We start from the raw sequence: 25,457 nt of genomic DNA on the forward strand, positions 1-25,457 counted from the left end.
TCAACTAAAGAGTCAATATCATTTTTTAAAAAAAATACCAAAATAATGATTTTTATAATACTAATTACAATACTAACATAAAATGACTACACACTCAAAACTACCTACAAAAAACAAACTCAAACAGCGCTACTAACCATTGAGACAGATACTTCAAAAAAACTCAACTGGGGCAAAGCATGCCTGCACATTTGTTTTATAGTCTTGATATTCACTGTAGCAACATATTGATTTGTAATGATATTTTACTGTTTTGCATGTTGAATGAGAACCCCGAATATCGTTAAGATTCTCTCATTTCAAATCTCTCTATCTTGAATCAATCAAAATCATTCTCTTGCAGGTCAAAAGCGGGGCTGGCGTGTGGGTAAAACTATAGAAGACAAGGACTAAAATGGCTCTTATAAACCGTCTTAGGTGCCAAGGGCTGTCGCAACATTGGGAGTTGGCAAAGTGAATGATGGTGCTGGCTTGCTCCTTCATAAGCGTAAAGATGGTGGTGCTCAATGGCTTTAACGTTATACCATTCATGAGCGCCTTCGCGAAATGAGCTTGGGTGCAACACTGTTGTTGCTCTTCTCATTTTCTTCACTATTATGATAAAGAAGAATATTATATAAGCTGTATAAAAAGAATTAGCTTTGTCTGGAAAAAGAATCAAATTCTTGTCGAAATACACAAAGCTATGCTAGCCTTTTATTATTTAAGATTTGAAAAGTATTCTAAAAATTCATGTGGGATAATGAACAACAGAAAAACGATCCGGGGCAAGACCCCGCGCTTGTAGTCAAGCGCTTGCGCCCTGCGCGCAGGCAAGTTTCTGTCCGTTGGCTCACAGGAACAGTTCTCACCGGAATCACTTCTTGCATTCTGATGGGTATTGCCCTTTTTACTGCCCTTGATGGACAGCAACGTTTGGTAACACCGCCGCAATGGTTTACGCTAGATAACCTTTCACAAATCCAAGACTCAGATGCCAACGGATATAAGAGTGATCGTATTTCTCCCACCCATGCACGACAAAGCTTTGATAGCAAACGCCAATTTGAATTATCAATCTTACAGAAAAAGGGCGATAAAAAAGTCATCCAAACCCAACGTTTTGAATGGATTCGCATGGCTTTAGCCGAAAATCGTCCCAAACAATATAGCTATCCTAAATTTGATTCTTTAAACATGTTTGCTACTGATTCGAAAATTCAAGCAGCAACACTACAAGATTCGGGACATATTTATGGAGCGAAAATAGAAACCAAATTAATCTTAAGCAACCGTGATTTTGTCATTGATCAAATAGACTTTGATGGTGCAGATAGCCTAACCGATGATGAAGCACAACAAGAATTAAAAAAAGCAGGATTCACTTTAGAAAAAAACAAAGAACTGCTCTCCATTCTCACCCTCATTGACCCTTTAAAATTAGAAGACTTGTCTTCTACCTCCCAATTTACAGAAAGCCCTGAGGTTCGCATTGTTCAAGAAAATGTGACCGTTTCTCCTCAAAGCCGCCGCATTGATCTCACAAAAAACTATGCTGAAGATATTTTTCCTATTCGTAAGAAACAAAAGATAGCCGATGCTTTTAAAGACAGCAATTATACAAAAGAACAAATTGAACGGGTCGTGAGCACTTTAACGAAATTGAACAATTCTGATATGTTAAAAGAGGGAAGTTTATTGCGCATTGGTATTGTGACACAAGCTGGAGAAGAAGATCATCTGGTAAGAGCAAGTATTTATCAAGGGAAATACCATATTCTCACCATTGCCCTTAATGATCAAGGGCAATTTGTTGAAAGTGCCGAACCCAGAATGTCCCAAGCACTGAGAACAGCTTTTCAGAATGGTATTCCCCATGCTTATGTCAGTAGCGCACAATTACCAACAGTTTATGATGCACTCTATACTGCTCTGCTCAGCCATAATGTCTCACAGTCTCTTTCAAAACATCTCATTCGTCTGCTTGCCACCAATATTGATATGAAAAGCCGGATAACACCAACCGATCAACTGGAAATATTTTATGCCGTCCCCCAACAAAGTGATACAGGAAAAAATAAGGATAGCAAAAAGAATCAAAAAACCGTAGGAGTACCCACCAACACAGACCCTGAAATTCGTTATATCAGTGTGACCTTTGGCAATACAATCTATAAATATTACCGTTATCAATCAAAAGATGGCAGGGTCGATTATTATGATTCAGAGGGTAAAAGTTCTAAACCTTTCTTGCTACGCAAACCCACTCCCAATGGCGTTTTTGGTTCTCCCTTTGGACCACGCAGACACCCTATTTTAGGCTATGTGCGCATGCATACAGGTGTTGATTGGGTTGCCCCCAAAGGCTCACCCATTATTGCCGTAGGTGATGGTATTGTCACCAAAGTGGGTGTCACAGGTGGCTATGGAAACCATACAGAAATTCAACACAGCAATGGATATATCAGCAGCTACTCACACCAAAGCCGTTATGCACCAGACATCAAACCAGGTGTGAGAGTCCGTCAAGGACAAGTGATTGGCTACGTGGGAACAACAGGAATGGCAACCGGTCCCCATTGTCATTTTGAAATGATTGTCAATGGTGTAAAAGTTGATCCCATGCGAATCCGTATCCCTGAGGGTAAAGCTTTAACCAAACAAGATTTACAAGCTTTCCTAGAGGAAAAAAACAATATTGATTCTCTGTTAAGCAATCCACCTCCTTCATCAGGAGATGCTTCTTAAACCCACCTTTCAAAATGAACCCTTTTCTCAAAAACATCTCCTGCTTAAAGCACTTCTCCAGCATAGATTGTCTTGATACCAAGGCCTATTGATTTATAATGATAATTTATTGTTTTGCATATGGAATAAAAGACTTAAAGAGCGTAGGATTTTCTCATTTCAAATCTGTTTATATTGAATCAATCAAAACCATCCCCTTGTACATCACAAGAGGGGTGAGTGCATGAATAAAAACTATACAAGAAAGGAGTAAAAATGCCCCTTATGAACCGTCTCAGGTGCCAAAGGCTGTCACAACATTGAGGGCTAGCAAAGTGTACGATAAGGTCAGCTTGCTTCTTCACAAACGTAAAGATAGGAACTCAATGGATTTACCGTTACACCATAGCACCGTCGTGAAAATGTGCTTTGGAGTATTGAGAGAGGTCTCTTTAAAACAAGCCCGTGAATTGGTAACCTCCTAGCGTTTGTTTTATAGCAATAACCCAAAATATCTCTCTCACATCTTGTTAAAGGGATACCCCGTAGAGAATTTGCAAAAAGCCAGGTACAAAAAAGATTTTTTCCTTAAATGCTTTCTCTCTCATCTTGAAAAGACCGCATGACCTCTTCTTAGCCCCTATTCATGACATTGCTGATGTTTTTCCAATCTTATCCACAATGAGAAATTTTAACCAGAGTCTTTGTTTTCCATAAGGCAACAACACAAAACAAAACTTTTAAAACAGAAAAATCAAAAAACAATTGCAAATCGCTAAAGAACAAAAGAAAGGGCTCAAAATAACGAAAATAACCAGAGAATTTTTAAAAACATATCAGATTTAAAAAATCGGAAATAAATACCATTTTTGGGCAATCTTAAATGATATAAATCGTACTATTTGAAGGGATAACGCCTCTGATGATATCATGACTGTCAAGTATTTTAGTAAGGTATTTTTGTTTTGGATAATGATTTTATGAAATACCAATATAGAACAATCACTGCGATTTTTTTTACCATTTTTCTTTGCATCAAACCTTCTTTTTCTCCTGCACAAAATCTTTCTGTAAACGATGAAAAAAGACGAAATTTCATCAAACAATTACCGAAACCTAAACGCATTGCCTTTGATAATCGTTCAACCAATGTATACATTGTGAATGAACTTACCAATCCACCGACTTCTATGGTGTTAATTGACAAAGGTCTAGAGCGTGGAAAATGGAAAACCGGTGACTATTGGGGAAATACAGGTCCCTCAAAGACAATTGCAGCTGGCTTGTTCGGAGAAGCAGCAACAACATCGAATGCTTGGCTTTCAGGATCTGGGGGATGGGTTAAATATCGCGTACAAGATGATGGAACTCTTTTAAAATTTCGCTGGTACAACCCCTATAGTGGCGCCAACCAATATTCTGCAACCTCGAACAACAAAGAGTATTATTTTGAACGTAGAGAGGGTGTGGGTGATAACGCAAGAACAATTTGGTACGTAAAAAGAAAGACGCCCAAGAATTATAACATTGTCATAGCAGCTGATCCGCAACCGTGGCGTTTGGATTCTGGTGATCCTAATGCGAACAGCAACAGAGAACCATGGCTAAAGACAAATAGACAAGTTGCAACGGCACTAAAATCCCACGCCGCCTCATTTTATATCGTCAATGGTGATTTAACGGAGTTTGGCCGCCCCCAAACTTATCAAGACTATGCAGATGTTTATAAAAACATGGCTTATCCTGTCTATGAAGGACTAGGCAATCATGATTATGCCAATAATGTTCGTGATTGTACGATACCGATGTCAAATCTTTCAAAGGATGCCTGTGCGGTGAGCGCTGTGAAAAGAATGTTTAAAGAAATAAACAAATATAGCAGTTCTCTCCCTATGTTTCGTCAACACGTGACTTCTCGTTGGTCCGCTCGTTTTGAAAAAGCGCGTCACTTCATAACTGGAAGTTTAAGCTACTCATGGGATTATGGGGATATTCACTATGTGCAGCTTCACAATTATCCAACTTATACTGCACATTTATCTGATGGTCACACGACAGTCAGAATAACAAAAGCTCTAGGGTGGCTGAAAAAAGATTTGGCAGCTGCTGATAAAAGAGGAAAAGTGACTATTCTCAATTTTCACGATGCGCGTCCCTATTTTGGCGATCATGATTCACATTTTCTTCATCCCCAAAATGCAAAAAATCTCGCTGCCTTTAAATCACTCATGACTTCTCATAATGTCAAAGCCATCTTTGTAGGACATGAGCATTCTCGATTCTATTGCCGTGCACAAGATGATAAAGTTTTCGGAAATATTCCCCTCTACACAGCAGGAGCACTCTTTAGTGGAGACTACTATCTTGTCAATGTGCAAGGAAAAAACATTCACGTGAAAGCTTATAATGGAAAAACAGGCAAACCCGTTTTGCTTGAGGATTTAGGACGAAATGGAGATAAAAAGTCCCTTTCGAAAAGTTGTAGCAATTTATAAGGGTGTTTTTGTTTTTAACCTTAACCACAACAAGAAATCGTAAAGTCACCTTTATGGGTTAGACGGTGTATTTTTTGCACCACTTGCGTTGAGTTTTGGCAAAGGAATGACAATTTTTGTACCTCCCAAAGCAGAGCTTTCAAAGAGTGGTTTTTCACCAAATTGCATACAAAGCTGTTCCACAACCAAACGCCCAAGACCGGTCTTTTGCTCCGACGTTTGGTTCTTCATCCCCACCCCATCATCTTCGACAATAAGCATTAACTGTCCATTTGGCTCAGCCCCAAATGAAATATAAATATGACCAGCACGATGATCAGGAAAAGCATGTTTTAAAGAATTTGTCAGCAATTCACCAAGAATAATTCCAAGGGTTGTGGCATCTCTTGAAGACAATCGACAATCTTTAAAATCCGTGTGAATAGTGATATTTTCGCGCAATTCAAAAGGAACGGCCAATTCGACATCATGCACCACGGAGCTAAGAAACTCTGCCAAGAGAGTTGTTTCCATATCATCACTCAAGCGCAAGCGCCGATGTGCAGTAGAAATTGTCTGGATACGATCGCGTGCAGCCCCAAGCACAGAACGCACTTCTTCATTTTTGCTGCGATTTAATTGGAGCCCCAGCAAAGAAGATACTGTACCAAGAGAATTACCAATGCGGTGGCTTGCATCCTGTAAGAGCATTTCCACCCGTTGGCGTTCTTTTTCAGCATGATTGCGTGCGCTTTCCAATTCTTGTGTCCGCTCTTTGACTCGTGCTTCAAGAGCAGCATTTTCGCTATGAAGCAGCAATTGATACATTTTTAAAGAGCGTATATCACGACGAAAACGATTAATGACAAAATAAGCAGAAACAAAAGTACTCACGACAGAAACAATCGCAGCCAATGTGAGCGCAGCCCGCATAAATGCAATACCTTCGCGCTGTTTTTGCCGCACCACATCATCTCCATTAATAAAGCTTGTCATCAATTGGGCTAAACGTGCCACTTGAATCTTCTGACTTTCAGAAGCAGGCGCAGATTGAGAAGATGGATCAGGAAGTGCATCAAGCGCATGCATATGAGCACTGAGAAAAGCTTTGCGCGCTTCGACTTCCTTTTTAAAAGCGCTAAACCATTCATACCACCGCGGATGTGCATAAACAATGAGCTCCGTATAATCGAGAATATCCTCAAGTTCGCGTGCTGCATTTTCAAAATGTGCTTTATCTTCTGCACTTCGGGTTTTTGCATAGCTACGGTCAGCAACAGCCATATCGATGAGGCCAATCAGCACCAAATCGGCCTGTTCGCGCAACTCTGAACTTGTATTCAACTGTGCAACTTCCCGATCAACGGCATTTGAGAGCAACATAATAAAGCTCGATGCCAAAAGAGCCATAACAAGAGAAACCACAATTGCCACCCAACGCCAGCTTGAGATGCTTGAATCAGTAGAAGGACTTTGAGGAAGCAGCTTTTTCTGATGTGTCATAGAATTTCCATAGGCAAACCTGAAAATCGTCATTTTTCAGCACAAAGGAAGGCACCTTCAGGAACATAACAACAAAAGCCCGCAAGAGAATTTCATACAGGCTTTTCTTATTTCTCTTAAAGAGATATGCCAAACACTTTGAATTTCCTCAGATACTGACTTTACTGTAATAGCTATAACGAGAATAAAAAAAACAAGGTTCTTAACCATAATTATTATACTTTTTTAGCCATTAAATGAACATAATGTGCTTCCAGCCGAATAAGAATCAGGTCCATAATCGGACTCACCATTGACCTTGAGCAGTTCCTGTAAGCGATTACGTGCTCTACTCACACGGCTTTTAATGGTCCCCACAGCACAGCCACAAATAGCAGCAGCATCTTCATAAGAAAAACCCGATGCCCCAATAAGAATAATGGCTTCTCTTTGATCAGCAGAAAGCAGATTTAAGGCTTTTTTGAAATCTTGCAAATCAAGGGATCCATATTGCGCAGGATGAACAGCAACACTTTGGGTAAACACACCATCACTGTCTTGTACTTCTCTGCCTCTTTTACGCATTTGACTATAAAATTCGTTGCGCAAAATGGTAAAAAGCCAAGCTTTAAGGTTTGTTCCCATTTCAAAGCTGTCTTGCTTGGCCCATGCTTTCATAAGGGTATCTTGGACCAAATCATCTGCTTTATCATGCTTTCCACTTAAAGAAAGTGCAAAAGCTCGTAAAGCTGGTAGAACCTGCAGGAGTTCCTGCTTAAAGTTTTTCACGCACTTCACCATAAAAGGTTCAAACCTTTTCCACATTGTTTAAACCAAATTGCTCTGCGCGCTCTAACCTGTCCAAAAGCTCCAACAAACGCCGTGGCAGTGCTTCTTCCTGAATTTCTAGATAAAATTGGCGTAATTTTCGTGCTATTTCACTATTGACTCCGAGAAGGTCATCTCCAAGCATACAGTGATTGGTGATATTTTTTTCATCACGGTCGTTCATTTTTTCTCCCCCTAATCCATATAATATCAGTAGTACCGATAATATTTTCGCCTTAAGGTTGTAAATATAGTGATCTATAAAAAGTTCCATACGGAGAGGGGAACTTTTTTATCTTTCAAAGATTTCAACCAACAAAGTGCTTCAAAGGTCATAAGGAGTTATAAATTATGTCATTATCCATGCGCATCGCACCACATCTTCCCTATCTTCGGCGTTTTGCCCGGTCTGTCACAGGCAGCCAATCCTCAGGTGATGCTTATGTTTCAGCGATGTTGGAAGCACTTATTGCGGATATTTCGATTTTTCCTCAAAAATCCAGTGACCGTATTAGTACCTATTGGCTTTTTTGCCACCTTTTTGACCAAACCACACCGAATATCCCAGAACCGCTCCCACAATTTGGTCTTGAACAAAAAACCAGTGCCAAATTATCGTATTTGACCCCGCGTGCACGCCAAGCCTTTTTATTGATTGCTGTTGAGGGTTTTAATGAACAAGAAGCCAGTGAAATCATGTCTCTTGATGCGAAAGAATTCCGCAAGCTTCTCACCCAAGCCTCCACGGATATTTCTCAACAAATAGCCACAAAAGTCATGATTATTGAAGATGAGCCTCTTATTGCCATGGATATTGAACAAATGGTAGAAAGTCTTGGCCATCAGGTGATAGGCATAGCACGAACCCGTGATGAAGCTGTCATCATGTATCATAAGAAAAAACCGCGGTTGATTTTAGCTGATATTCAATTAGCCGATAACAGTTCAGGCATTGATGCGGTCAATGACATTTTACAAAATGACCGCATACCGGTGATCTTTATCACAGCTTTTCCTGAAAGACTCCTAACTGGCGAGCGTCCAGAGCCGACTTTTTTAGTGACTAAACCCTTTAATCCTGATATGGTAAAAGCACTTATTTCACAGGCTTTATTCTTTCAAGAGAATGCCTCCAAAGCGGCCTAGAACAGAATAACATCTCCATTATGATCGTGATGCCTCTTCAAAAGCCACCGATGGATACATCCCATTTAAGCGCTCTGATGCAAGCAATCCGTGGTGCTGATATTTGTGTTTTATATCAGACCACCAATTTGGTTTATTTATGGGCAGAAAACTTGCCACAGCATTTGCATAATAAATGGCGTGTAGGCTGTCGAGACAGTGACTTTTTTTCACTTGATCTTGCTGATAATATGGAAACCATTAAATTGCAAGTTTTAGCGACTGGCAAAATGCAAAGCATTGAAGCACGGTTTGAGGATATGGCCAAACAAGCGATTTGGTATAAATTTTCTATTGATTGTCACCGCAATGATCATGGAGACATCATCGGCATTATCACCACGGGAGTTGATATTTCAGGCTTGCGCCGACGCGAACAAGTCTTAAAAATATTGCTTCGAGAAGTAAGCCACCGTTCCAAAAATCTTCTTGCCATCATTCAAAGCATTGCCAGCCAAACGGCACGCTATACGGAATCGCTACAGATTTTCTTACGCAAATTTCAAGGACGCCTGCATTCTCTTTCGCATTCTCAAGATCTGATCACCGATTCCGATTGGCGTGGTGCCCAATTTCGCGAATTGGTACAAACGCAGGCTCTTGGTTATTTCATGAAAGAGACCGAACGTTTTTCCCTTGAAGGGTTAGATCCTTATCTTTTTCCCAATGCCGCTTTACATATTGGTTTGGCTTTTCATGAGCTTATTGTCAATTCTCTTTCTTTTGGTGCCCTCTCACAAGAACAAGGCAATATCTGTGTACGCTGTGAAATCCAACCCAACACCGATGGAAAGATGCAACTTCTCATCACCTGGACGGAACATTTTGCAGCCAGCACCGTTCTCTCTAGCGAACAAAAAGCCTGTTTTGGTAGTGCTGTCTTAGAAAAAATTGTTCCTGTCTCTGTCAATGGTTCGGCTTCTTTTCAATTAACGGAAGAAGGAATTGTTTATCGTTTGTCTGTTCCAGAAACTTACTTTGACATCTTTTCTTAAAAAAAGCAGTGCACCGGCCACAAAACGAAAAACAAAGAGTGGAGTGTGCCAAGAGTTGTTAAACTCTCCCTGTTCACCAAAAGACCTTAGCACCACACACTGTTAGGATACTAATCCCAAGGATCTCAAGTGGAACACGCAAGTGGAACACGCAAGTGGAACACGCAAGTGGAACACGCAAGTGGAACACGCAAGTGGAACACGCAAGTGGAACACGCAAGTGGAACACGCAAGTGGAACACGCAAGTGGAACACGCAAGTGGAACACGCAAGTGGAACACGCAAGTGGAACACGCAAGTGGAACACGCAAGCTCTAAAAACGTTTATTCATTGAAAGAGCCCTAAAGCTGACAAATAGAGCTCTATGCTGTCAACCTTTTATTGGAAAATATTTTATGAATAGCCTTGTTTTTATCCTCTTATTGGTTTCATGCACAGATGATTTTAACAGCTGTTATTCTAATAACACCATGGTCGAAGTCTATCCCACAGCGCAAGCATGTGAACAAGCCATGATCCCTTCAACAAAAAAATTTGCTTCTTATGGGCAACAAATCTTTGCCCAATGCACCAGCGTACAGGCCAACTTATATCAACAACAAGTACAACTCACCTGGTCTGTGACAAACCGAGGCAATTTTCTGCTTACAAGCCAAAATATGCATGATAAGGTCTTCCAAAATCATAAAGCAGATATTTTCTCATCTTATCACCATTTCTAAGCTTTTCCGCTATAAACCTCTTGCACAAAAAAACTTAAAAGCATAAACCCATCAAGCTCTCAGAAACCAATCCGTGGAAAAGTACAGAATGATGGATAATCAAAACACTCAACCTTCACAAAACCAACAGGCAGAGCAATATGCATTGCCTCAAGACATCCCCTTAGATCCATCCGTAGAACGGGTGAGAAAAAAGCTCATGCGTTTAATGATTGTTTCCATTGCAATAACACTCATTCTTATGCTTGCTGTACTGTTTAGCGTTGTCTATAAAATTATAGCAACGGGATCATCTGCAAAACAAACAGAGCTCTTAACTTCTCACCACAAAAATAAAGAAATGATCCACCACACCCTCTCCTTACCCAAAAACACACAAATTCTGTCGCAAAGCCTCTCAGAACACAATATTTCCTTAAAGATCTTAACAGCAAATGGGCAGACAAAATTTATGATTTACAATTATCATAGTGGTGCACTTATCGCTGTTCTTTCTGTTGACACGGCAGAAGAAACATTGATCACCCCGCCCCATTAAAAAATGCTCCCACACCAAGCGCAAGCGCTTGCCTTCTGATTTATTAAGCATTTTTTTGTACGCTTGCCTCTCTCTCAAACAAAGAGGCAACCCTCGCTGTTGAACTCTCTCCGGTCTGAAAAACTCGAGATATTACCTTTAAAAACAGAAAGGCAAGTTCAGAATAACAAAACTCAACGCCTACCGCTTCTCAAAAACACACCAACTTGTAAAAGGAAAACACCCCTCACAAGCGCTTAAACAAAAACGTTCTTATTTAAATATTTTCTTCGCTGCAACATGTAAGGATTCAGGCAATGCTGTGCTTTTCTCTGCACTTGCTTCTCTCACCGGCACAGCAACAACCAACAATGTACCTTTATTCTGAGAATGCTTGAAAAGTTGCTCTTTAAAATACAAAGGCGTATTCAAAACATAAAAATTCAAAGCGTGCCGCTTCTTAAAAACACAACATATTAATTTGTCATCATAAATCATCGTTTTTCAATTTCAGTAATAATACCTAATAGCGTAACTTTCTCCTATCTGAAATTCTCTTATACTGAATCGATGAAAATCGCTTACTTGCACATTATAAACAGAGGTGTGATGTGGCCTAAAAGCACTAAAAAAAAGAAACAAAATGCCTTTTATGAACACTCTCAGATACCAAGAGCTGTTGGAAACATTGGGAAGCTGGCAAAGAGTATGATACTACCCTCTTATGTCTTTATAAGTGTAAGGATAGTAGTGCACAACGGCTTTACCGTTATACCATTCGCAGCATTCACAGGTAGCCCTCCGCGAAATAAGCTTGAGTGCATTGAGATACCTTTCTTTTCAAAAAGCACATGAACTAACAATATAATGGCATTCTGTCATGCCCTTTTATATGAGGAGCGTGATCCTCTTAAACACCCCAGTACTCGTGAGAGGACAGCACCCCTCACAAGCGCTTAAACAAAAACGTTCTTATTTAAATATTTTCTTCGCTGCAACATGTAAGGATTCAGGCAATGCTGTGCTTTTCTCTGCACTTGCTTCTCTCGCAAACAAAGAAGGAAACCTCGTTGTAGAACTCTCTCTGCTCTGAGAAGCTTTAGATGTTGCCTTTTAAACATAAAGGCGTATTCAAAACACAAAAACTCAACGCCTACCGCTTCTCAAAAACACACCAGCATTTATCAGAGAATAGGAGAACAGCACCCCTCACAAATGTTTAAACAGCAACTTTCTTATTCAAACATTTTCTTCTGCTGAAGATGTAACTACTCGGCGCCGCCGTGGTTTTCTCTGTATTTCTTGTTCTAACACAGGCAAAGAAGCCACCTTTTCGGTCGACGCATCTCCATTTTGAGAAGCTTCTGAGGTTACCCGTGACAGTTCAAAATGGGAGAGTTCAAGGGATGGTTCTTCTTGAGCATGCACAACACGCCGCCGTGAAGTACGCCGCGTTCTTTTGACAGGCTCACTATTGTTCTCTTCGTGGGAGCATTGCTCTTGGGGGCTTTTTTCATCCAACAAAGTGTTAACCTCTGAGGTCTCTTCACGCGCATGGCCATTTTGCACTTTATCGTGTTGATCATGCGCATTTTTCAACATTGTTTGTGATACGTCTGTGTCACAATTAACAGTGTCTTTGTCTTTTTTCTCAGCTTCAGCGTTTATTTCACCGCATTCTTGCTCACTATTCTCATCACGTCGAACATATTGTGTTTGTCCAACTGCTGCCAAAATAATACGCAAATAATGTTCAGCATGTTGTAGATAATTCTCCGACATAACACGATCGCCAGCACCCTGTGCATCACGCGCAAGACTTATGTACTTATCAGCAATTTGTTGAGCATTGCCGCGAATTTTAACATCCGGACCGCTACTTTCATAATTGCGAGACAAAGGGTTAGGGCCGCGACGATTATTATTGTTATTATTACTGTTATTATTATTGCGACCGCGTACCCGTCTATTTTGTTGTGGCCTCATTTTTATCCCTTTTTGGAGTGTGTGTGTCTTAATTGACTCTTCTTCATTGCATTATTTTTCGATAACGCTCATCATGTTTACAATACGGTTATCAGGCTATCCGCGTTTTATTTCACTCAAATGATACCTACTGATATTTGATAAAGCATATATTTTTTGAAAATCACAAAAACAGCAGGGAAACCATAAGCTTAAAATTCCCTCTTTCTCTGTTAACCAGCAGAAACCTAGTGATGTTCACATAAAATGCCAAGTGTTTTTTTCAAAATAGACCATATTTTACTAAAAAAATAACCATCTTGTGGAAAAACAAAAACAAGAATAAACATAAGGATACCTCTAGCAAACAGAAAAGCTCTGCCAGAGAACACTAAAACTCTCTTTTCTGCTCTAAAACCACCAATTCCTAAAACGCCGATATTGCCTGCCCCCTCGTGCATTCAACCCACAAGCATTCACATTTCCCTGAGTTACTGCGCGAACATGTTTATTTTATGAACATAGCCTTTCTTTTGCGCTAAAGCAACCCCTTTGTGAGCAATAATCCACGACCACTTCACAAAATCCGTTACTTTTTATAAATAGCTTAACATGAAGTATTATTCAAGTCCTCTGAACATGAACCGTTTAGTCTTGTTGCGAAAGAGTGCTCACTACTCTATAAATTTTGTTTATTTCCATGAAATATGTAAGGAAATCAGATCTCCCCTTTATGACAAATTGAGTATAAAAGCTAGTATAAATAATAAAGAGTATAAAAACATAAACTTATGAGAAAGAAACAGCTGACATGTCACGTCTCTCTGAAAATTCAGAATTGTCTCAAAAAACGACGAGATCCATAAATAAAAATGGCATAAGGAATTCTGCTATTTTTGTCATGCTTCCTCATCAGGAGACTTTTTTTGCCAAACGCGCACAACGTTTTGCGCATTTAGCCAACAATTTCAAGAATAAACAAGTCCCCCTTTTTTTTACGCATTTTTGTCATGCTCAACAACAGTCTATCGAATATTTTAAAGATTTTGCCATTCCCCTTAGTCGTTTTGCGGCTCCCACAACCCCTCCTCTTGATCGCTCAAAATTCTTAATGTTGGGCTTGTATGAAAGTATTGTTGGTGATTTTTTAAAACGCCTCTCACACTCAATAGTTCCCAACCAAGCCTTTTGGGCAACAAAAGCTGAAGCTTTAAACCGCACACAGCAGCAAAAAGACCAATGGCGCCTTTGGGGAGATAATCTGTTAAACCACAAACTTCCCCAACAACACTTAGCAGAACATCTTTTTATCACCGGTGCGCTGCAAATCATCTCTACTCTTGCCGCCTCACAACTAGAGAAGCACCAGCTAACCCCACAACAAAACAACCTCTGTCCTGCTTGCCAGGGAACCCATACCGCTACCCTTATTATTGAAGACACATCGCAAGAAACCATAAAACTTTGTTCTTGCCTTTATTGCGGAACCCTCTGGCAAATCCCACACGCCCAGTGTACCTTTTGTGGAGAAACACAAAACACTTCCATCCACACCAGCAAAAATATGCCCGACGGCATTTTACTGGAAACCTGTCAGACATGTGGCTCTTATTGCAAACAAATCAATCAGCAGAAAAAACCGACAAGCGATGTTTTTGCCGATGACATAAGCACCCCACTAGCTGATTTTTTATGCAAAACGCCTTTTCATTTTAAGGATAAAAGCTTTAATCCGTTCTATCAAACTTATGTAAATATTATCATTTCTGATTAAATATACTGTTGATTTCCTGCTTCTTCGAGGCTGGTTTCACCAAAGTCACAGGACATTGGCCAGAGCCTTCCTCTCCACAGGCTAACACAGTGGAACTCATCGCTAAGTTTTTTAAATTAATCGCGGCATTAATGTCTCGGGCGTGGTGTGTACCACAATAAGAACATCTCCACTCACGTATGTTAAGAGGCAATTGTTCAATCTTACATCCGCAATGATAGCAGATCTTACTGCTTGCATACCAACGATCTGCAATAACAATCTTTCGACCATAGCGTGCCGCCTTATATTCCAATTGACAGCGAAACTCGAAAAAACTTTGATCTGCAAGGGCACGCGATAAATGCTGATTTTTCAGCAAGCCTTTTACATGAAGACCTTCGAGACAAAATGTACCAAAACGCTGAATTAAATCTGTTGTAACCTTATGCAAATTATCCGTTCTGATATTGCTTATCCACGCATGAAGCTTAGAGAGTTTTTGTTTCTCCTTATGGTGGTTGCTCGAGCCTTTTTGCTTACAACTTAAACGCCGTGATAAGCGCCGTAAACGATTTAGCAAAGCTTTATAAGGTTTAACGCTTCCTATGGTTTCTCCTGTCGAAAGCGTTGCAAGTGTATTGATGCCCAAATCAAGACCAACAATAGCTTAGTTCTCGCTCCGTGACTCTTGATGATCTGTTTCAACGCTAAGACTTACAAACCACCGATCCGCTTTACAGCTAATGGTTTCTGATAAGATCTTTCCTTGAAATCGCAATTGTTCTCACAGACGAAGCCAATCAAGTTTGGGAATTCTTATCTTGGAACCTCGCAACTGTATTTGATCATTGGTCAAAGTAAAATGATCGTGCACTCCTTTCTTTCTAAAGATAGGATATCAGCTTCTTCCTGAAAAGAAATTCTTAAAAAGCCAAACCCACTTGAATAATTGCCATTTGTAGAGGCATTTTTAGTAACTTCCATCATCCATGGAAATTGTTCTCATTTTAGAGAATTGGATTGTCTACCTAGCGCATAGTCATTAGGCTTTGGTAAATTATTATCTTTCTTCCATGCTTCATATTGCTGCCGCCATTCCTTCAGTGCCCAATTATAAGCAAAGCGCGCGCAACCACTGGCTCAAGCCATGTAGCTTCATTGTTTATTGTTTAAGTCTAGAGCTATTTTGTGAGCAACAATCATTGCGATTGCCTCTACAGCTTGACGAACATTCTCTAATAACCTTTGATTTTTTCTCGAACGACTTCCATAAAAACGAGCACTGAAGACAGTAATAATTTCTAAAACATCTTTGGCTAAATCTTCTTCAAAACTGCTTTCTTCTCCCTTGATTGAGAATGACAACCTCAACTTGTTTGGCTTCACAAATGGCGAAGACCAATTCCGCACCAAAGCGCAATAAACGATCTTTATGCGTAATCACCAAACGACCTATTTCATTTTCAATGAGAGCATCCAATAAACTTTTAAGACCTTTTTTACGATAATTCATCCCTGATCCTAAATCAGAGATGAGTTCATAAATCCAGCCTTGGCTTGCGCAATAAAGTTCAAGAACCTGTTTTTGTCGCTCTAAATCGTCTTTTTGATCATGGCTCGATACACGAGCATACGCAACGGTTTTCTTCGAGAAAGTTTTCTCGAACGAAAAAAATCAGGTCTCAACTTGGAAAGGTCATAACGGCGGTGACCTCCTGCAGTATGCTCAAAAATAATTTTGCCTTCACATTCCCAACGGCGTAGAGTGCTGATCGAAACACCCAAAGCTTGAGCAGCCTTACCTGTCCCAACAAATCTATCCATAATGTATATTATTACACAGATATAAATAGATACAACTAAGCTGTTAAAGCCTTTATTCAGCAAAATACCAAAGCTAACTTGTTTGCTTAAAAAAACTTAGGTCCACATGATCTTTAGCAAAACCCCACTTCCGACAGCCGCAAAGGAAAGCTGCCGGAAACGCCTGGAGTGGTAACAAAAGATCTCAAACCACGGACCTTAACCATAGAGAGATATAAAAATATAAAGACCTTTCGTCACCTAACGCGTACCACAATACATGCAAAACGCTTCTCTTTATCAATAATAATACGGCAGTTTTATGATGTGATTAAATTTTTCAAGCAAACAAGACACAAGCGAACATAACATCGACTTATAAGAATAATTTATTGTTTAACAGCTTGAATGAGAGAGCTTCAAAACAGAGAATTCTCTCATTTTATTAAATCTGTTTATGTTGCATCAATCAAAACTATTGGCTTGCACCCCACAAACCGAATTGGTATGGGTTGAAAACCTTTATAACAAAGAGATAAAAGACCTCTTATGAAAACTCTCAAATGCCAAGAGCTAGAACAGCATAGGGAGCAAGCAAAGCCTAGAAACATGCAGGCTTACATCTCAAGAACAGGAATTCTCTTCATACTCTCTCAACGAAAGCCAAAACAAGATGCTCTAACATCTCTTCTCTCTTGAGAATTAAGACCCATAAAGCATTGAAATATATTTCGCTATTTATCTTTTCATCTTGAGGATGCTGGAAGATATTTTTTAACGCATATTTTAACACATAGGCTAAGAAGAAAAATCTTATTGCATATCCAATTTATTGCCCGCCGCAATTTTATCCTCTATATTGGCACTTTAAGCGATCCTTTTAAAAAAATACAGCCCTGACAAAATGTGATATTTTTAAAAGCAAGAGAAAAAATTTCAAAGAAATAGCTCATGAGGCAGAAACAATAACAAGATTTTTGTCCATCAAGATATTACAGATATGAAAACAGTGATGACCATAGGCACAAAGAACTTTGATATTTTTTCATCAAATTTCCCATACTCTTCAATTTTCATGTAAAAAACGCGCCCCATATAAAAATTTAAAAGTGATTGCGTCCCTTACCTTCTTTCTCTTCTTTTTCATTGAGCAAACAATCTCGTAAGAGAAAATAATTTCCATCTCCAGGGCGCACTATTGCCATACATTTTTTCTTTGTCGTATTAGAAAGTCTATCCCACATTTCACGAATAGCAAAATAGGCTTCACTTTCCAAGTTAAGACAATGCTGATAAACTTCCCTTTTCATTTCAGCCATAACTGAAGCAGCAATTTCTTTGCAATAGACACGGTGATCAAAGACTGGAATAGTCAATTCGGCAGGCGCTTGTTGTATTATTTGTTTATGGTCAGAAAAATAGCTGATGGTTTTTACCACGAGAAAACAAAGTACTATAACACAAAACAGCAGCATGAAAACAAAAGCGATCTTGCGATATAATCTTTTGAAATATGCTTTTCGTCTTGCACGGATTCTTTTTTCCATAAAGCCCCTACTCTTTAAACTCTGAAGTTTTTGACAGCAAACAATGATAGCAGCATCAAGACACAACATACATGCTACAACTACAAACGCTCAATCTTCTTATCTCTAAACACGCCTTTTTTCTGCATCATCAATGTTTTATTTTTATCGTTTGCAACTCTCATTAGAAACTTTTTCATCCGCTTTATGAAAAAGCTCTAGAGGCATTATCATAAGAGTTTATGGATGTAAAATTCTATCCAAGCAATATAACGGATTTTTCAATCGGGATAAATAAACACCCTCATTTTCCATGATCTCATCCCCTTTTTTCAGAATACCACGACCACTCCACGTACGATGTGCTGTTTTGTTGAATTCATAAGACTAGAAAATTCACTCTACCTCCCCATTGCTCGAACCCTCCAACAAAAAACCAACAGCACATCTCTGATTTGCTATTTTTGGCAAGCTCCAGACAAAAATACGCCCGTTATACAAATATGCATCTTCTCACCAAGAATTCTCTCATGAAAACAAAACAGGGGATCTCAATGTTTACTATGGAACAGTTTAACATAATTAAGACATTACTATAGCATAGGAAAAGGGGGAAATTTATCTATTCTCCAGCCTCATAAACGCAAAAAACAAAAAAGATGCATGAAAACTGATTTTTGTCCTTCTACCTTTTACTTCAAGGAAAGCTTTGCGATGGAAAAAAAATACTCTTGCAACATTGCCCCTCTTCTCGGCTGTAAAGCTTAAGACAGCATTATCCAAGTGAAAAAGCAAACGGAACAAGAAGCGAAGTCCACTGTTTCTTTTGATCTATATATGCCAATTTCTGGTAAAGATGTTACCACAAGCGAAAAATTAAAAGGGAATGGACAGCCGCCTTTGTATGATAGAGTACAAATTGAAGAGCTGAGATATTTTCTCCACTCGCCCAATGAACATTGTCGTGATGAACAAGAGGCTAAAGATCACCTTGTTGATGAATACAGCGAATTGTTAAGCCTCATATTTTTCATTCACGTCTGTGGTTATACCGCAAAAGACATAGACGTTCATGGACGAAACTTTACTCTCAGTCCCATCCATTATGGCTTTAATAACCCAACCGCTCCCACCAGTAAACGCATCATACACCCTCATGGTGTCACCAAGGATGAAGATTTAACAGATCCAACACAACACAGTCTCACCCTTGATCTTATTGATCAAGCTACTGTGCGGGCTAAATGTGCATATCCATAAAATCCGTTTGATAAAAATCAACAACAGAGAATTCTATGTTCTCTACCTCCATCCCACCCAAATGATCCAGTTAAGAGATAGCACTAATCCCGATATCTGGTAAATTATTCAAACTGCAAAGGAATGGATACATCTTGACAAAAATTATTCTCTTCTTCACGATTCATTTGGTATCTATCGTGATGTTATTTTGCGAGAATCTACATACGTGACCCAAGGGATTCATTCCGCAAAAAACACAGCACTTGACCATGTGCGGCGTGCTGTTTTGCTAGGACAGCAAAGTGTCATCATGGCTTTTGGAAGAAACTATACTTTCGAAAATTATACCATAAACAACTACGAAAATCCACCTGCCATGGCTCTTGAAACCATCTTTGGCATGAAAAAAGCACAGTTTATAAGTCCTCATCGCTCTCAAGATAGTTTGGAGCCAAATATCCAAGACCTTGGCACACATGTCATTCCAACCTATGCTGCTCACCGAACTTTATAATTTTGAAAGTTCTTTAGAGACTTCTTTAAACAACGAGCACAATAAAGACATCACACTGCTTGGCTGTTTCTTAAGAACGCAAAAAGATAAAAAGCCCCGCTTCAAAAGCGGGGCTTTAACAATATCGGAGAAAACAATGGTAGCAATATTAAAGAAAGACAAGAAGCAACATATGACCGATAAAAATTGATAGAAAAGAGTTTTATCTAAAAGAAACTGTCATGAGCACTGGTTAGCTTGCTTGAAAAGAAGAAAAAATGAGAGCTGCTTTGAGCTCTCAAGCCTACCACAAGACTACGCCATCCATTTTTCATGATAACGAAGAAATGCTTTGTAAGCACTTTCCCTTACTTTGATCTATTTGAGCAATTCAGTCTAGCAACAAGCACTTTTAAACGAAATGAAGAATGCCAAAAGCTTCTGTCCTTCTTTTAGGGAAACAGGTACCAAGACAGCAAATTATGCATCGGTGAAAAACCGCTCTCTCCTCTTCTTAAAGCTTTACGCAAAGTATATAAGGATTTTTTACCACAAAGGCTCGACTTTAAAAACCGTAACAAGGACTTTATCGCGGACAAAAAGCGCCCCCCATTGAGACGATGCCCAATTTCCTGCGTACCAACAGGACTTTAATAGAGTTAACAGCAAAAATTTTCTATTGTTTTATGCTGCAAAATCCTCTGTTGAGATTTTTCGCATTAAAAAAACACTCAAAATACATAACGATATCCAGACGATATAGACGATATAATTGAGTTATCTTTTTTCTTTTTCGCAGTCTTGGCAAGTGAGACTGCCATTTTTTCTACCGTATTCCCAATAGACCCTTCTTCTTCACTTTTTTCCTATAACACTGATGCTATGCTTTGCACTCTCGACTTTAAAACTTTTCATATTATCTACCAAAGGTTTACGAGTAGAATTAAAATCTATGTCAGCAGTTATATCACTGCGGAAACTGGAGGCATTCATTCCTCCACTAACTTTAAGATTTGCATTGCTCATGAGATTGCTGGCGGAATTAGATAGTCTAAGCAGTTCACTCATATCAGAGCGTACACTGCTTATATTCTCACTTTTAGTATCTAGCTTAATATCACTACCAGCAATAAACTGTACATGGTTTATTGGAGCACTACTCACAGCACTGAAGTGATTAAAACTAATGTTACTACCAACATAAAGAGGAGCCTTCTCCATTATAAAACTTGCAGAAGTATGTAGATGAATTTCGCTATCCTCTTCATGAGGTTTATTGCTCACGACACTTATTTCACCATCGGTTTTGCTACTCTCACTGCTGGCTTTATTTCCTCCACCACTCTCTTTGCTGCTTTGATCATTTTCTTTAACACTCTGTTGATGTTTAATGGGAGTAAGATCTGTTTTTTGCCATTGTTTTTCTAAAATCTCCAAGCGCTGCGAGATTTGTGTCATATCTTCATGCATTTGCTTTAACAGTGCATTCAAAGGAGCGTGCCCCATTCTTCCACTCGCATAAAGCACCACACGAATATGTTCAGGATCATCAATATCAGCAATAGAAAATGGAAAAAGTGCCATTGCGTTCTCTCCTTCTCCTGAATTCTCACCGAGATTGGTAGACTTCAGTGCATTATTAGCAACAAATTTTTATACTGTGCACAGCCCCAAAGAAGCCACCCAAGGGGGGAATCCCGCAAGGGATAATCCTAAGAGAGACCATTGCAAAACCTTAAAAAGCTTTGAGCAAAAAATCGTCTTAAGATAGTATTTTGCTTTTTCAGCCAAAATGATGGTCTGCCAATCTGACGCCTCATCCTCTCACATACAGTCCACTGGAATAAAGAACATTTTCTCCGCAAAACTGCTCTTCTATCCCCAACCCAACATAGAAATGCTCTTCCACAAAATCAATTCTTTGGAATTTACTCTCTACAATTCAGTCCCTAGAACGCACTCATAAAACAAACCAACAAAAACGAAGATCGGTAAAATGCCAACGCCAACAGTAAACGCTCCACAAGTGTTTCCATAGCGCTCTCTTAAATATTTTTCTTTGTGGTATTTCCACTTCACAGCGATTTTCTCAGCATTCCTTCACGCATAAGCAAAGTGAAAACAAACTCTTTGGAAACGAGCCAACTATACAACAAATCTACGTCCTCAATTCTCCAAGATCTTACGGTATCATTCACCCACCCTCTTCCACAAACCACTTTTCCGGTTCTTATATTGTTCTGCAAGCCAATTTTGAGGCAACACCACCAGCTACTTTAGAACACACACGCCAGTCCCTACATCATCATAAAGCTGTCATAAATAAAAAGCCGCAGAAATCATGCTTTTACTTTTGCGAAAAGAAGCAGTCCATCGTTATTCTCGATTCATGTAAACCATAGCAAACATAAAAGAAAGACCGCAAATCTTTACATAGAATATCCCCCCTACCAACAGGAGCAAAGATGCCTAAAAATGCCGCTTTTATGACATTCGCCTGAGCCAATTTTCTAGACAAAACAAATTCTTGCCTCCAAACATAAGGAGAGAAAAACTTACAAAAACCAACAGCGCCTTTGCCTTCTCTATGTGCAGAGTAAAAATGACCAACAGATCAAGAAACACAACCAAACTGTGGAAAAATCACATTAATATCTCTCACTTCTTGTCACAACACATTGAACATCTCCAAGAGAAGCATAAAACACACCAAGGATGTCTTCTTTCCTCAAAAGCAAGCGCCAAACTTCATAAGAGCCAAGCCCAATTCCATCGTTTAAAAGTCTCACGCCGACTCTCTTGGCAATAGAAGCAACATATCAAAAAATAAAGCAGCAAAACCACCTCTCTTCTTATGCGATACAGTAAAGCCTCTCGATGAAGTGCAGGGATAAGCAATAAAAGCAGAACAGAAGGGATACCATCACGGTAAATTCCATAATGCATCTGTTATAAGAGCTTTTTTCATAACAAGCATTGTGCAATCATTTTGACCACTGTTAAGAATTTTCATTCTCACGCTTTGATAGCATAAACAACGGCCATATTGACGGGACGTGTTTCCTCACCACCAGTTTCTTCTAAAAAGATTTGATGTTCATGCTCTCCAGCAAATTCTGTTACAGAATTTTTGTTAATGCGTCTATAGACATTTGGTCCCTGTTCGTCATTATCTAACACTCTTACCGTATTTTCAACCGCTATAAAATTATGCTGGTGACGACCGGCTGCATTTGTTTTCCCTTGGTGGCTATGAGCTTCAAAAGAATCTTCTTGTTTGCTTCCCAGGCGTCGTCCTTTATCGACATTTTTTCCACTATCGAGCCCGCGCAAAAACATTCCACGCAAATCGGGCACATTAAAAGTTGTTCGCCCATCTCCCCGTCCCCATATTTCACCCAGAACAGCAAAGAGACTTGCATAAGCCTTGCGAGAATAAGCCTTACCATCACAAAGCAACCAACCCGATGGCACTTTTTCTGTGGCAAAAGTACCAATAAAGCCAGGTGCAAAACTTTCCGGCAAAGATGGTAAGGAAGGCAAGGGAGGAATTTCAGGAAGCTTGACCGTTGGATTAGTTAAAAACCAACCATCAGCATTTTTTCCGGCAATATCACAAGTATAGACGAGTTCATAAAGTCCCCCCCTTTGCATTTCGCCACCCCTTAGAGGTGCGAGACCATTAGGAGTAGCCATATAAACAGGACGTGCGAGCAATTGATTTAAGGCAACATTTGTAATACCACTATTTTGCTCCTGTGCCCTAAAGCGCACCACAATCCCACCTTCATACGATTCAAAAGAAGATTTTGTCATCAAACGAATAGCTGTTCTGTTGTTTTCCTTATCAAGGCGAAACTGTGTGTCAATCACCCCCCCATTATCCAATAAATATTCTTTGATACGTTGCATCATAGCACGCGCACTGTCATTGACTGAACTTGGCGGCTGTCCCTCTGCCCAATTGATGCTCTCATCGGCATAGGCATTCTCCGATGCAATAAGGGACCAATCATAAATCGAGCTCATAGCAGATATCCTTTTTGCCAGAAGGACAAACGCGCAAAGAGAGAGGAGAAAAAGTGAGCAATTCTCTTTTTAGGTGCTGTGATTTTTTCCATTTTCACCATTTCCATTTTCAGACCGATTTTGTCATAATCGACATGCAACAATTTTGTTTTTGCGTTCATAAACACAGCCTCCGGTTTCAAGCGCAACACCTCTTGGGCCAAAACACCAAGGTAGCGTTGCGGATTTCCCTTATAATTAAAGCTATAGAGGGAATAGCCATTTTTTTTGCGCTCCGGGAGAATATTTTCTTTTGCTCTCACATCAGACAGTCCTAAAATTCCTCCCACAAGCCCAAGCACTTGCTGCGCATCGCGCAATGGATCTTTTGTTACAGAAGGCATTGTTGTCGATTTTCCTGATGTTGTTCCGTAATTTCCAGCAGCTTTTGTTCCCACACCCAGCAATTGTTCTAATCGGTTCCACCCCTGATTATCTTGCTCTGCCCATTTTTGGCGCTGTGCATCTAACATATTCTGCTGGTTCATATCTTGGATAAGTCCCCCCTTTAGGGCATTGCTTTGTGCACTACTTTGTCCCTGATAGTAGTTATTTGCGGCATTAACCTGATCATATAGAGAGCGATCAATCATCTGATTAGCATTCATCATATTACGCACATCTTGATTATATTGCTCTGCGCTCGCTTTTGTTGCCAATGCACCAAGCTCATCGGCGAGCACTCCGGTATGGGCGCCAGAACCATAGCGCCCCGCTCCAGACATCGATTGATTAATAGCATCAGAAGTTTGACTTAAAGCATTTTGCAAAGCAGCATTAAATTTACTATTGCCTCCAATCCAGTCCCCCTTAGCCATACCAAGAAGATTGTGAGCACTTTGGGTTGGTGCATTCAACCACTGTGTTAATGCTGGATTATTATATTGAGAAGCAGCCTGTTGTAGACCGGTGAGAGCATTTTGTGTCATAGAACCAAGACCCGCAACACGCTCTCCCTGATAAACATTTCCGCCAATTCCCTTATTATAAAGGTCAAGTGCTTGGGCGCTTGCTTTTTTAAAGATATCCGCAGCCCAGGCGGGTGGTGCATTTGTTTGTGTGGTTGTTTGTACTTGAGGTGTTGTTTTTCTACTCATGGGGCTAAAACCTTTCTATAATAAATAAGATTACGAGAATATCCGTGATGTCTAAGCATTTTAGCCCATCCGGCTCTTCCAAACATTTGTACTTCCTCAGCATTGATTGTTCGCGCCCATTTTTCGACCTTATCGATCAAATTGACCAATTCTAGCCCTCCCTCTCCAGCCAAATCTGAGAGGACAACGCGTTTTTTTCCCATATGGGTCCTTTCAACTTTGGTAATGGCAAAGGCGCTAAATTTTCTGTTATTTTTCAAGACCAGCCATAATTGTGCTTGCCCACTGATGAGTTCTTTAGCAATTGTTTGCAGACAAACATCATCCGGAAAACGTTCAGCATATTTTTTCAGTGCAGCATTAAGAGCCTCTTGATAGGGCGCTATTTTTTCCCATGACCATTGCACTGTAAGATGAGCAGCATAAGAATTTTTCTTATCGCACTGTCCCCTTATGAGATTAGCTTTTTTCGCTCTCCCAATCCTCAGTTCTTTCACAGCACTCCAACAAACTTTAAGCTTTCCCCACAACATAGCTTTTCACATTATTCCTTTATGACAAGAGGCATACTCACATAACTCTTTTATTAAGAGGCAC

The 25,457-nt window shown here is 39.8% G+C and carries 23 protein-coding genes and 1 pseudogene; 10 read left to right on the top strand and 14 right to left on the bottom strand.

The window, feature by feature from the left end:
* The first annotated feature begins 732 nt into the window (after positions 1 to 732).
* Complete coding sequence (locus PVV68_RS05965; protein ID WP_273721045.1) at positions 733 to 2,727, top strand: M23 family metallopeptidase; 1,995 nt, start codon at positions 733 to 735, stop codon at positions 2,725 to 2,727.
* Between the two features lie 944 nt (positions 2,728 to 3,671).
* Positions 3,672 to 5,201 carry a metallophosphoesterase gene (locus PVV68_RS05970; protein WP_404978436.1) on the top strand — a complete coding sequence of 510 codons (1,530 nt, stop codon included), beginning with the start codon at positions 3,672 to 3,674 and terminating at the stop codon, positions 5,199 to 5,201.
* Between the two features lie 51 nt (positions 5,202 to 5,252).
* On the opposite strand, the gene PVV68_RS05975 is transcribed toward PVV68_RS05970, so the two are convergent.
* From PVV68_RS05975 to PVV68_RS05985, 3 genes are all read right to left on the bottom strand, one after another.
* Complete coding sequence (locus PVV68_RS05975; protein WP_273782735.1) at positions 5,253 to 6,683, bottom strand: sensor histidine kinase; 1,431 nt, start codon at positions 6,681 to 6,683, stop codon at positions 5,253 to 5,255.
* A 225-nt stretch (positions 6,684 to 6,908) separates the two neighbouring features.
* Entirely contained in the window at positions 6,909 to 7,463 is a 555-nt protein-coding gene (locus PVV68_RS05980) for an RNA polymerase sigma factor (protein ID WP_273721048.1), read from the bottom strand.
* A 7-nt stretch (positions 7,464 to 7,470) separates the two neighbouring features.
* Positions 7,471 to 7,674, bottom strand: coding sequence for a NepR family anti-sigma factor (locus PVV68_RS05985; RefSeq protein WP_273721049.1), 204 nt, complete (start codon positions 7,672 to 7,674; stop codon positions 7,471 to 7,473).
* Between the two features lie 167 nt (positions 7,675 to 7,841).
* Here PVV68_RS05985 and PVV68_RS05990 point away from each other — a divergent pair, with 167 nt between their 5' ends.
* From PVV68_RS05990 to PVV68_RS06010, 5 genes are all read left to right on the top strand, one after another.
* The gene (locus PVV68_RS05990) at positions 7,842 to 8,636 is read left to right on the top strand and encodes a response regulator (RefSeq protein WP_273721050.1); all 795 of its coding nucleotides are present in this window, start codon (positions 7,842 to 7,844) and stop codon (positions 8,634 to 8,636) included.
* Between the two features lie 20 nt (positions 8,637 to 8,656).
* Complete coding sequence (locus PVV68_RS05995) at positions 8,657 to 9,670, top strand: PAS domain-containing sensor histidine kinase (RefSeq protein WP_273721051.1); 1,014 nt, start codon at positions 8,657 to 8,659, stop codon at positions 9,668 to 9,670.
* Between the two features lie 129 nt (positions 9,671 to 9,799).
* The gene (locus PVV68_RS06000) at positions 9,800 to 9,988 is read left to right on the top strand and encodes a hypothetical protein (protein WP_273756841.1); all 189 of its coding nucleotides are present in this window, start codon (positions 9,800 to 9,802) and stop codon (positions 9,986 to 9,988) included.
* Between the two features lie 78 nt (positions 9,989 to 10,066).
* Positions 10,067 to 10,393: a hypothetical protein gene (locus tag PVV68_RS06005; protein ID WP_273721052.1), complete on the top strand. Its 327-nt coding sequence runs from the start codon at positions 10,067 to 10,069 to the stop codon at positions 10,391 to 10,393.
* Positions 10,394 to 10,481: 88 nt separating this feature from the next.
* Positions 10,482 to 10,931, top strand: a complete 450-nt coding sequence (locus tag PVV68_RS06010; protein ID WP_273721053.1) for a hypothetical protein — start codon at positions 10,482 to 10,484, stop codon at positions 10,929 to 10,931.
* 252 nt (positions 10,932 to 11,183) lie between these two features.
* Here PVV68_RS06010 and PVV68_RS06015 read toward each other — a convergent pair whose 3' ends face one another.
* Together PVV68_RS06015 and PVV68_RS06020 are read right to left on the bottom strand one after the other, a co-directional pair.
* A complete protein-coding gene (locus PVV68_RS06015; protein ID WP_273782736.1) occupies positions 11,184 to 11,357 on the bottom strand; it encodes a hypothetical protein in 174 nt (57 codons plus the stop codon).
* Between the two features lie 792 nt (positions 11,358 to 12,149).
* Positions 12,150 to 12,896: a DUF4167 domain-containing protein gene (locus PVV68_RS06020; RefSeq protein WP_273721054.1), complete on the bottom strand. Its 747-nt coding sequence runs from the start codon at positions 12,894 to 12,896 to the stop codon at positions 12,150 to 12,152.
* Positions 12,897 to 13,686: 790 nt separating this feature from the next.
* On the opposite strand from PVV68_RS06020, the gene PVV68_RS06025 reads away from it, so the two are divergent.
* Positions 13,687 to 14,649, top strand: a complete 963-nt coding sequence (locus tag PVV68_RS06025) for a formate dehydrogenase accessory protein FdhE (protein WP_273782737.1) — start codon at positions 13,687 to 13,689, stop codon at positions 14,647 to 14,649.
* Here the strand turns inward: PVV68_RS06025 and PVV68_RS06030 are convergent.
* The 4 genes and pseudogenes from PVV68_RS06030 to PVV68_RS06045 form a co-directional block, all read right to left on the bottom strand.
* Positions 14,636 to 15,280: an RNA-guided endonuclease TnpB family protein gene (locus PVV68_RS06030; RefSeq protein WP_273782739.1), complete on the bottom strand. Its 645-nt coding sequence runs from the start codon at positions 15,278 to 15,280 to the stop codon at positions 14,636 to 14,638. The genes PVV68_RS06025 and PVV68_RS06030 overlap by 14 nt on opposite strands.
* Before the next feature lie 353 nt (positions 15,281 to 15,633).
* The gene (locus PVV68_RS06035; RefSeq protein WP_273721070.1) at positions 15,634 to 15,735 is read right to left on the bottom strand and encodes a hypothetical protein; all 102 of its coding nucleotides are present in this window, start codon (positions 15,733 to 15,735) and stop codon (positions 15,634 to 15,636) included.
* Between the two features lie 51 nt (positions 15,736 to 15,786).
* Positions 15,787 to 16,455 (bottom strand): annotated as a pseudogene (locus PVV68_RS06040) (IS607 family transposase).
* Between the two features lie 1,082 nt (positions 16,456 to 17,537).
* Positions 17,538 to 17,981, bottom strand: coding sequence for a hypothetical protein (locus tag PVV68_RS06045; protein ID WP_273721057.1), 444 nt, complete (start codon positions 17,979 to 17,981; stop codon positions 17,538 to 17,540).
* 762 nt (positions 17,982 to 18,743) lie between these two features.
* Here PVV68_RS06045 and PVV68_RS06050 point away from each other — a divergent pair.
* Complete coding sequence (locus PVV68_RS06050) at positions 18,744 to 19,220, top strand: DUF4043 family protein (RefSeq protein WP_273721058.1); 477 nt, start codon at positions 18,744 to 18,746, stop codon at positions 19,218 to 19,220.
* 127 nt (positions 19,221 to 19,347) lie between these two features.
* Entirely contained in the window at positions 19,348 to 19,716 is a 369-nt protein-coding gene (locus tag PVV68_RS06055; protein ID WP_273721071.1) for a DUF4043 family protein, read from the top strand.
* 834 nt (positions 19,717 to 20,550) lie between these two features.
* On the opposite strand, the gene PVV68_RS06060 is transcribed toward PVV68_RS06055, so the two are convergent.
* The 5 genes from PVV68_RS06060 to PVV68_RS06080 form a co-directional block, all read right to left on the bottom strand.
* Entirely contained in the window at positions 20,551 to 21,279 is a 729-nt protein-coding gene (locus PVV68_RS06060) for a hypothetical protein (RefSeq protein ID WP_273721059.1), read from the bottom strand.
* Positions 21,280 to 22,343: 1,064 nt separating this feature from the next.
* A complete protein-coding gene (locus tag PVV68_RS06065; protein ID WP_273721060.1) occupies positions 22,344 to 22,484 on the bottom strand; it encodes a hypothetical protein in 141 nt (46 codons plus the stop codon).
* A 226-nt stretch (positions 22,485 to 22,710) separates the two neighbouring features.
* On the bottom strand, positions 22,711 to 23,724 hold the full coding sequence (locus PVV68_RS06070; RefSeq protein ID WP_273721061.1) for a phage tail protein: 1,014 nt from the start codon (positions 23,722 to 23,724) through the stop codon (positions 22,711 to 22,713).
* Positions 23,721 to 24,860: a tail fiber domain-containing protein gene (locus PVV68_RS06075; RefSeq protein WP_273782740.1), complete on the bottom strand. Its 1,140-nt coding sequence runs from the start codon at positions 24,858 to 24,860 to the stop codon at positions 23,721 to 23,723. The genes PVV68_RS06070 and PVV68_RS06075 overlap by 4 nt, the downstream gene beginning before the upstream one ends.
* Positions 24,857 to 25,393 (bottom strand): hypothetical protein, encoded by a 537-nt coding sequence (locus PVV68_RS06080; protein ID WP_275065389.1) that lies wholly within the window; start codon positions 25,391 to 25,393, stop codon positions 24,857 to 24,859. The genes PVV68_RS06075 and PVV68_RS06080 overlap by 4 nt, the downstream gene beginning before the upstream one ends.
* Positions 25,394 to 25,457: the final 64 nt, after the last annotated feature.

Origin of the sequence: Bartonella sp. ML69XJBT, from assembly GCF_028618515.1 — a bacterium.
In the GTDB taxonomy this organism is placed as follows: domain Bacteria; phylum Pseudomonadota; class Alphaproteobacteria; order Rhizobiales; family Rhizobiaceae; genus Bartonella.

Bases quoted from the DNA above. Each gene is read 5' to 3' on its own strand.
- PVV68_RS05975 (WP_273782735.1), bottom strand. From the start codon at position 6,683: ATGACACATCAGAAAAAGCTGCTTCCTCAAAGTCCTTCTACTGATTCA.
- PVV68_RS05985 (WP_273721049.1), bottom strand. From the start codon at position 7,674: ATGAACGACCGTGATGAAAAAAATATCACCAATCACTGTATGCTTGGA.
- PVV68_RS06020 (WP_273721054.1), bottom strand. From the start codon at position 12,896: ATGAGGCCACAACAAAATAGACGGGTACGCGGTCGCAATAATAATAAC.
- PVV68_RS06025 (WP_273782737.1), top strand. From the start codon at position 13,687: ATGTCACGTCTCTCTGAAAATTCAGAATTGTCTCAAAAAACGACGAGA.
- PVV68_RS06070 (WP_273721061.1), bottom strand. From the start codon at position 23,724: ATGAGCTCGATTTATGATTGGTCCCTTATTGCATCGGAGAATGCCTAT.
- PVV68_RS06010 (WP_273721053.1), top strand. From the start codon at position 10,482: ATGATGGATAATCAAAACACTCAACCTTCACAAAACCAACAGGCAGAG.
- PVV68_RS06075 (WP_273782740.1), bottom strand. From the start codon at position 24,860: ATGAGTAGAAAAACAACACCTCAAGTACAAACAACCACACAAACAAAT.
- PVV68_RS05995 (WP_273721051.1), top strand. From the start codon at position 8,657: ATGATCGTGATGCCTCTTCAAAAGCCACCGATGGATACATCCCATTTA.
- PVV68_RS06005 (WP_273721052.1), top strand. From the start codon at position 10,067: ATGAATAGCCTTGTTTTTATCCTCTTATTGGTTTCATGCACAGATGAT.
- PVV68_RS05990 (WP_273721050.1), top strand. From the start codon at position 7,842: ATGTCATTATCCATGCGCATCGCACCACATCTTCCCTATCTTCGGCGT.
- PVV68_RS06080 (WP_275065389.1), bottom strand. From the start codon at position 25,393: ATGTTGTGGGGAAAGCTTAAAGTTTGTTGGAGTGCTGTGAAAGAACTG.
- PVV68_RS06060 (WP_273721059.1), bottom strand. From the start codon at position 21,279: ATGGCACTTTTTCCATTTTCTATTGCTGATATTGATGATCCTGAACAT.
- PVV68_RS06045 (WP_273721057.1), bottom strand. From the start codon at position 17,981: ATGGAAAAAAGAATCCGTGCAAGACGAAAAGCATATTTCAAAAGATTA.
- PVV68_RS05965 (WP_273721045.1), top strand. From the start codon at position 733: ATGTGGGATAATGAACAACAGAAAAACGATCCGGGGCAAGACCCCGCG.
- PVV68_RS05980 (WP_273721048.1), bottom strand. From the start codon at position 7,463: ATGGTGAAGTGCGTGAAAAACTTTAAGCAGGAACTCCTGCAGGTTCTA.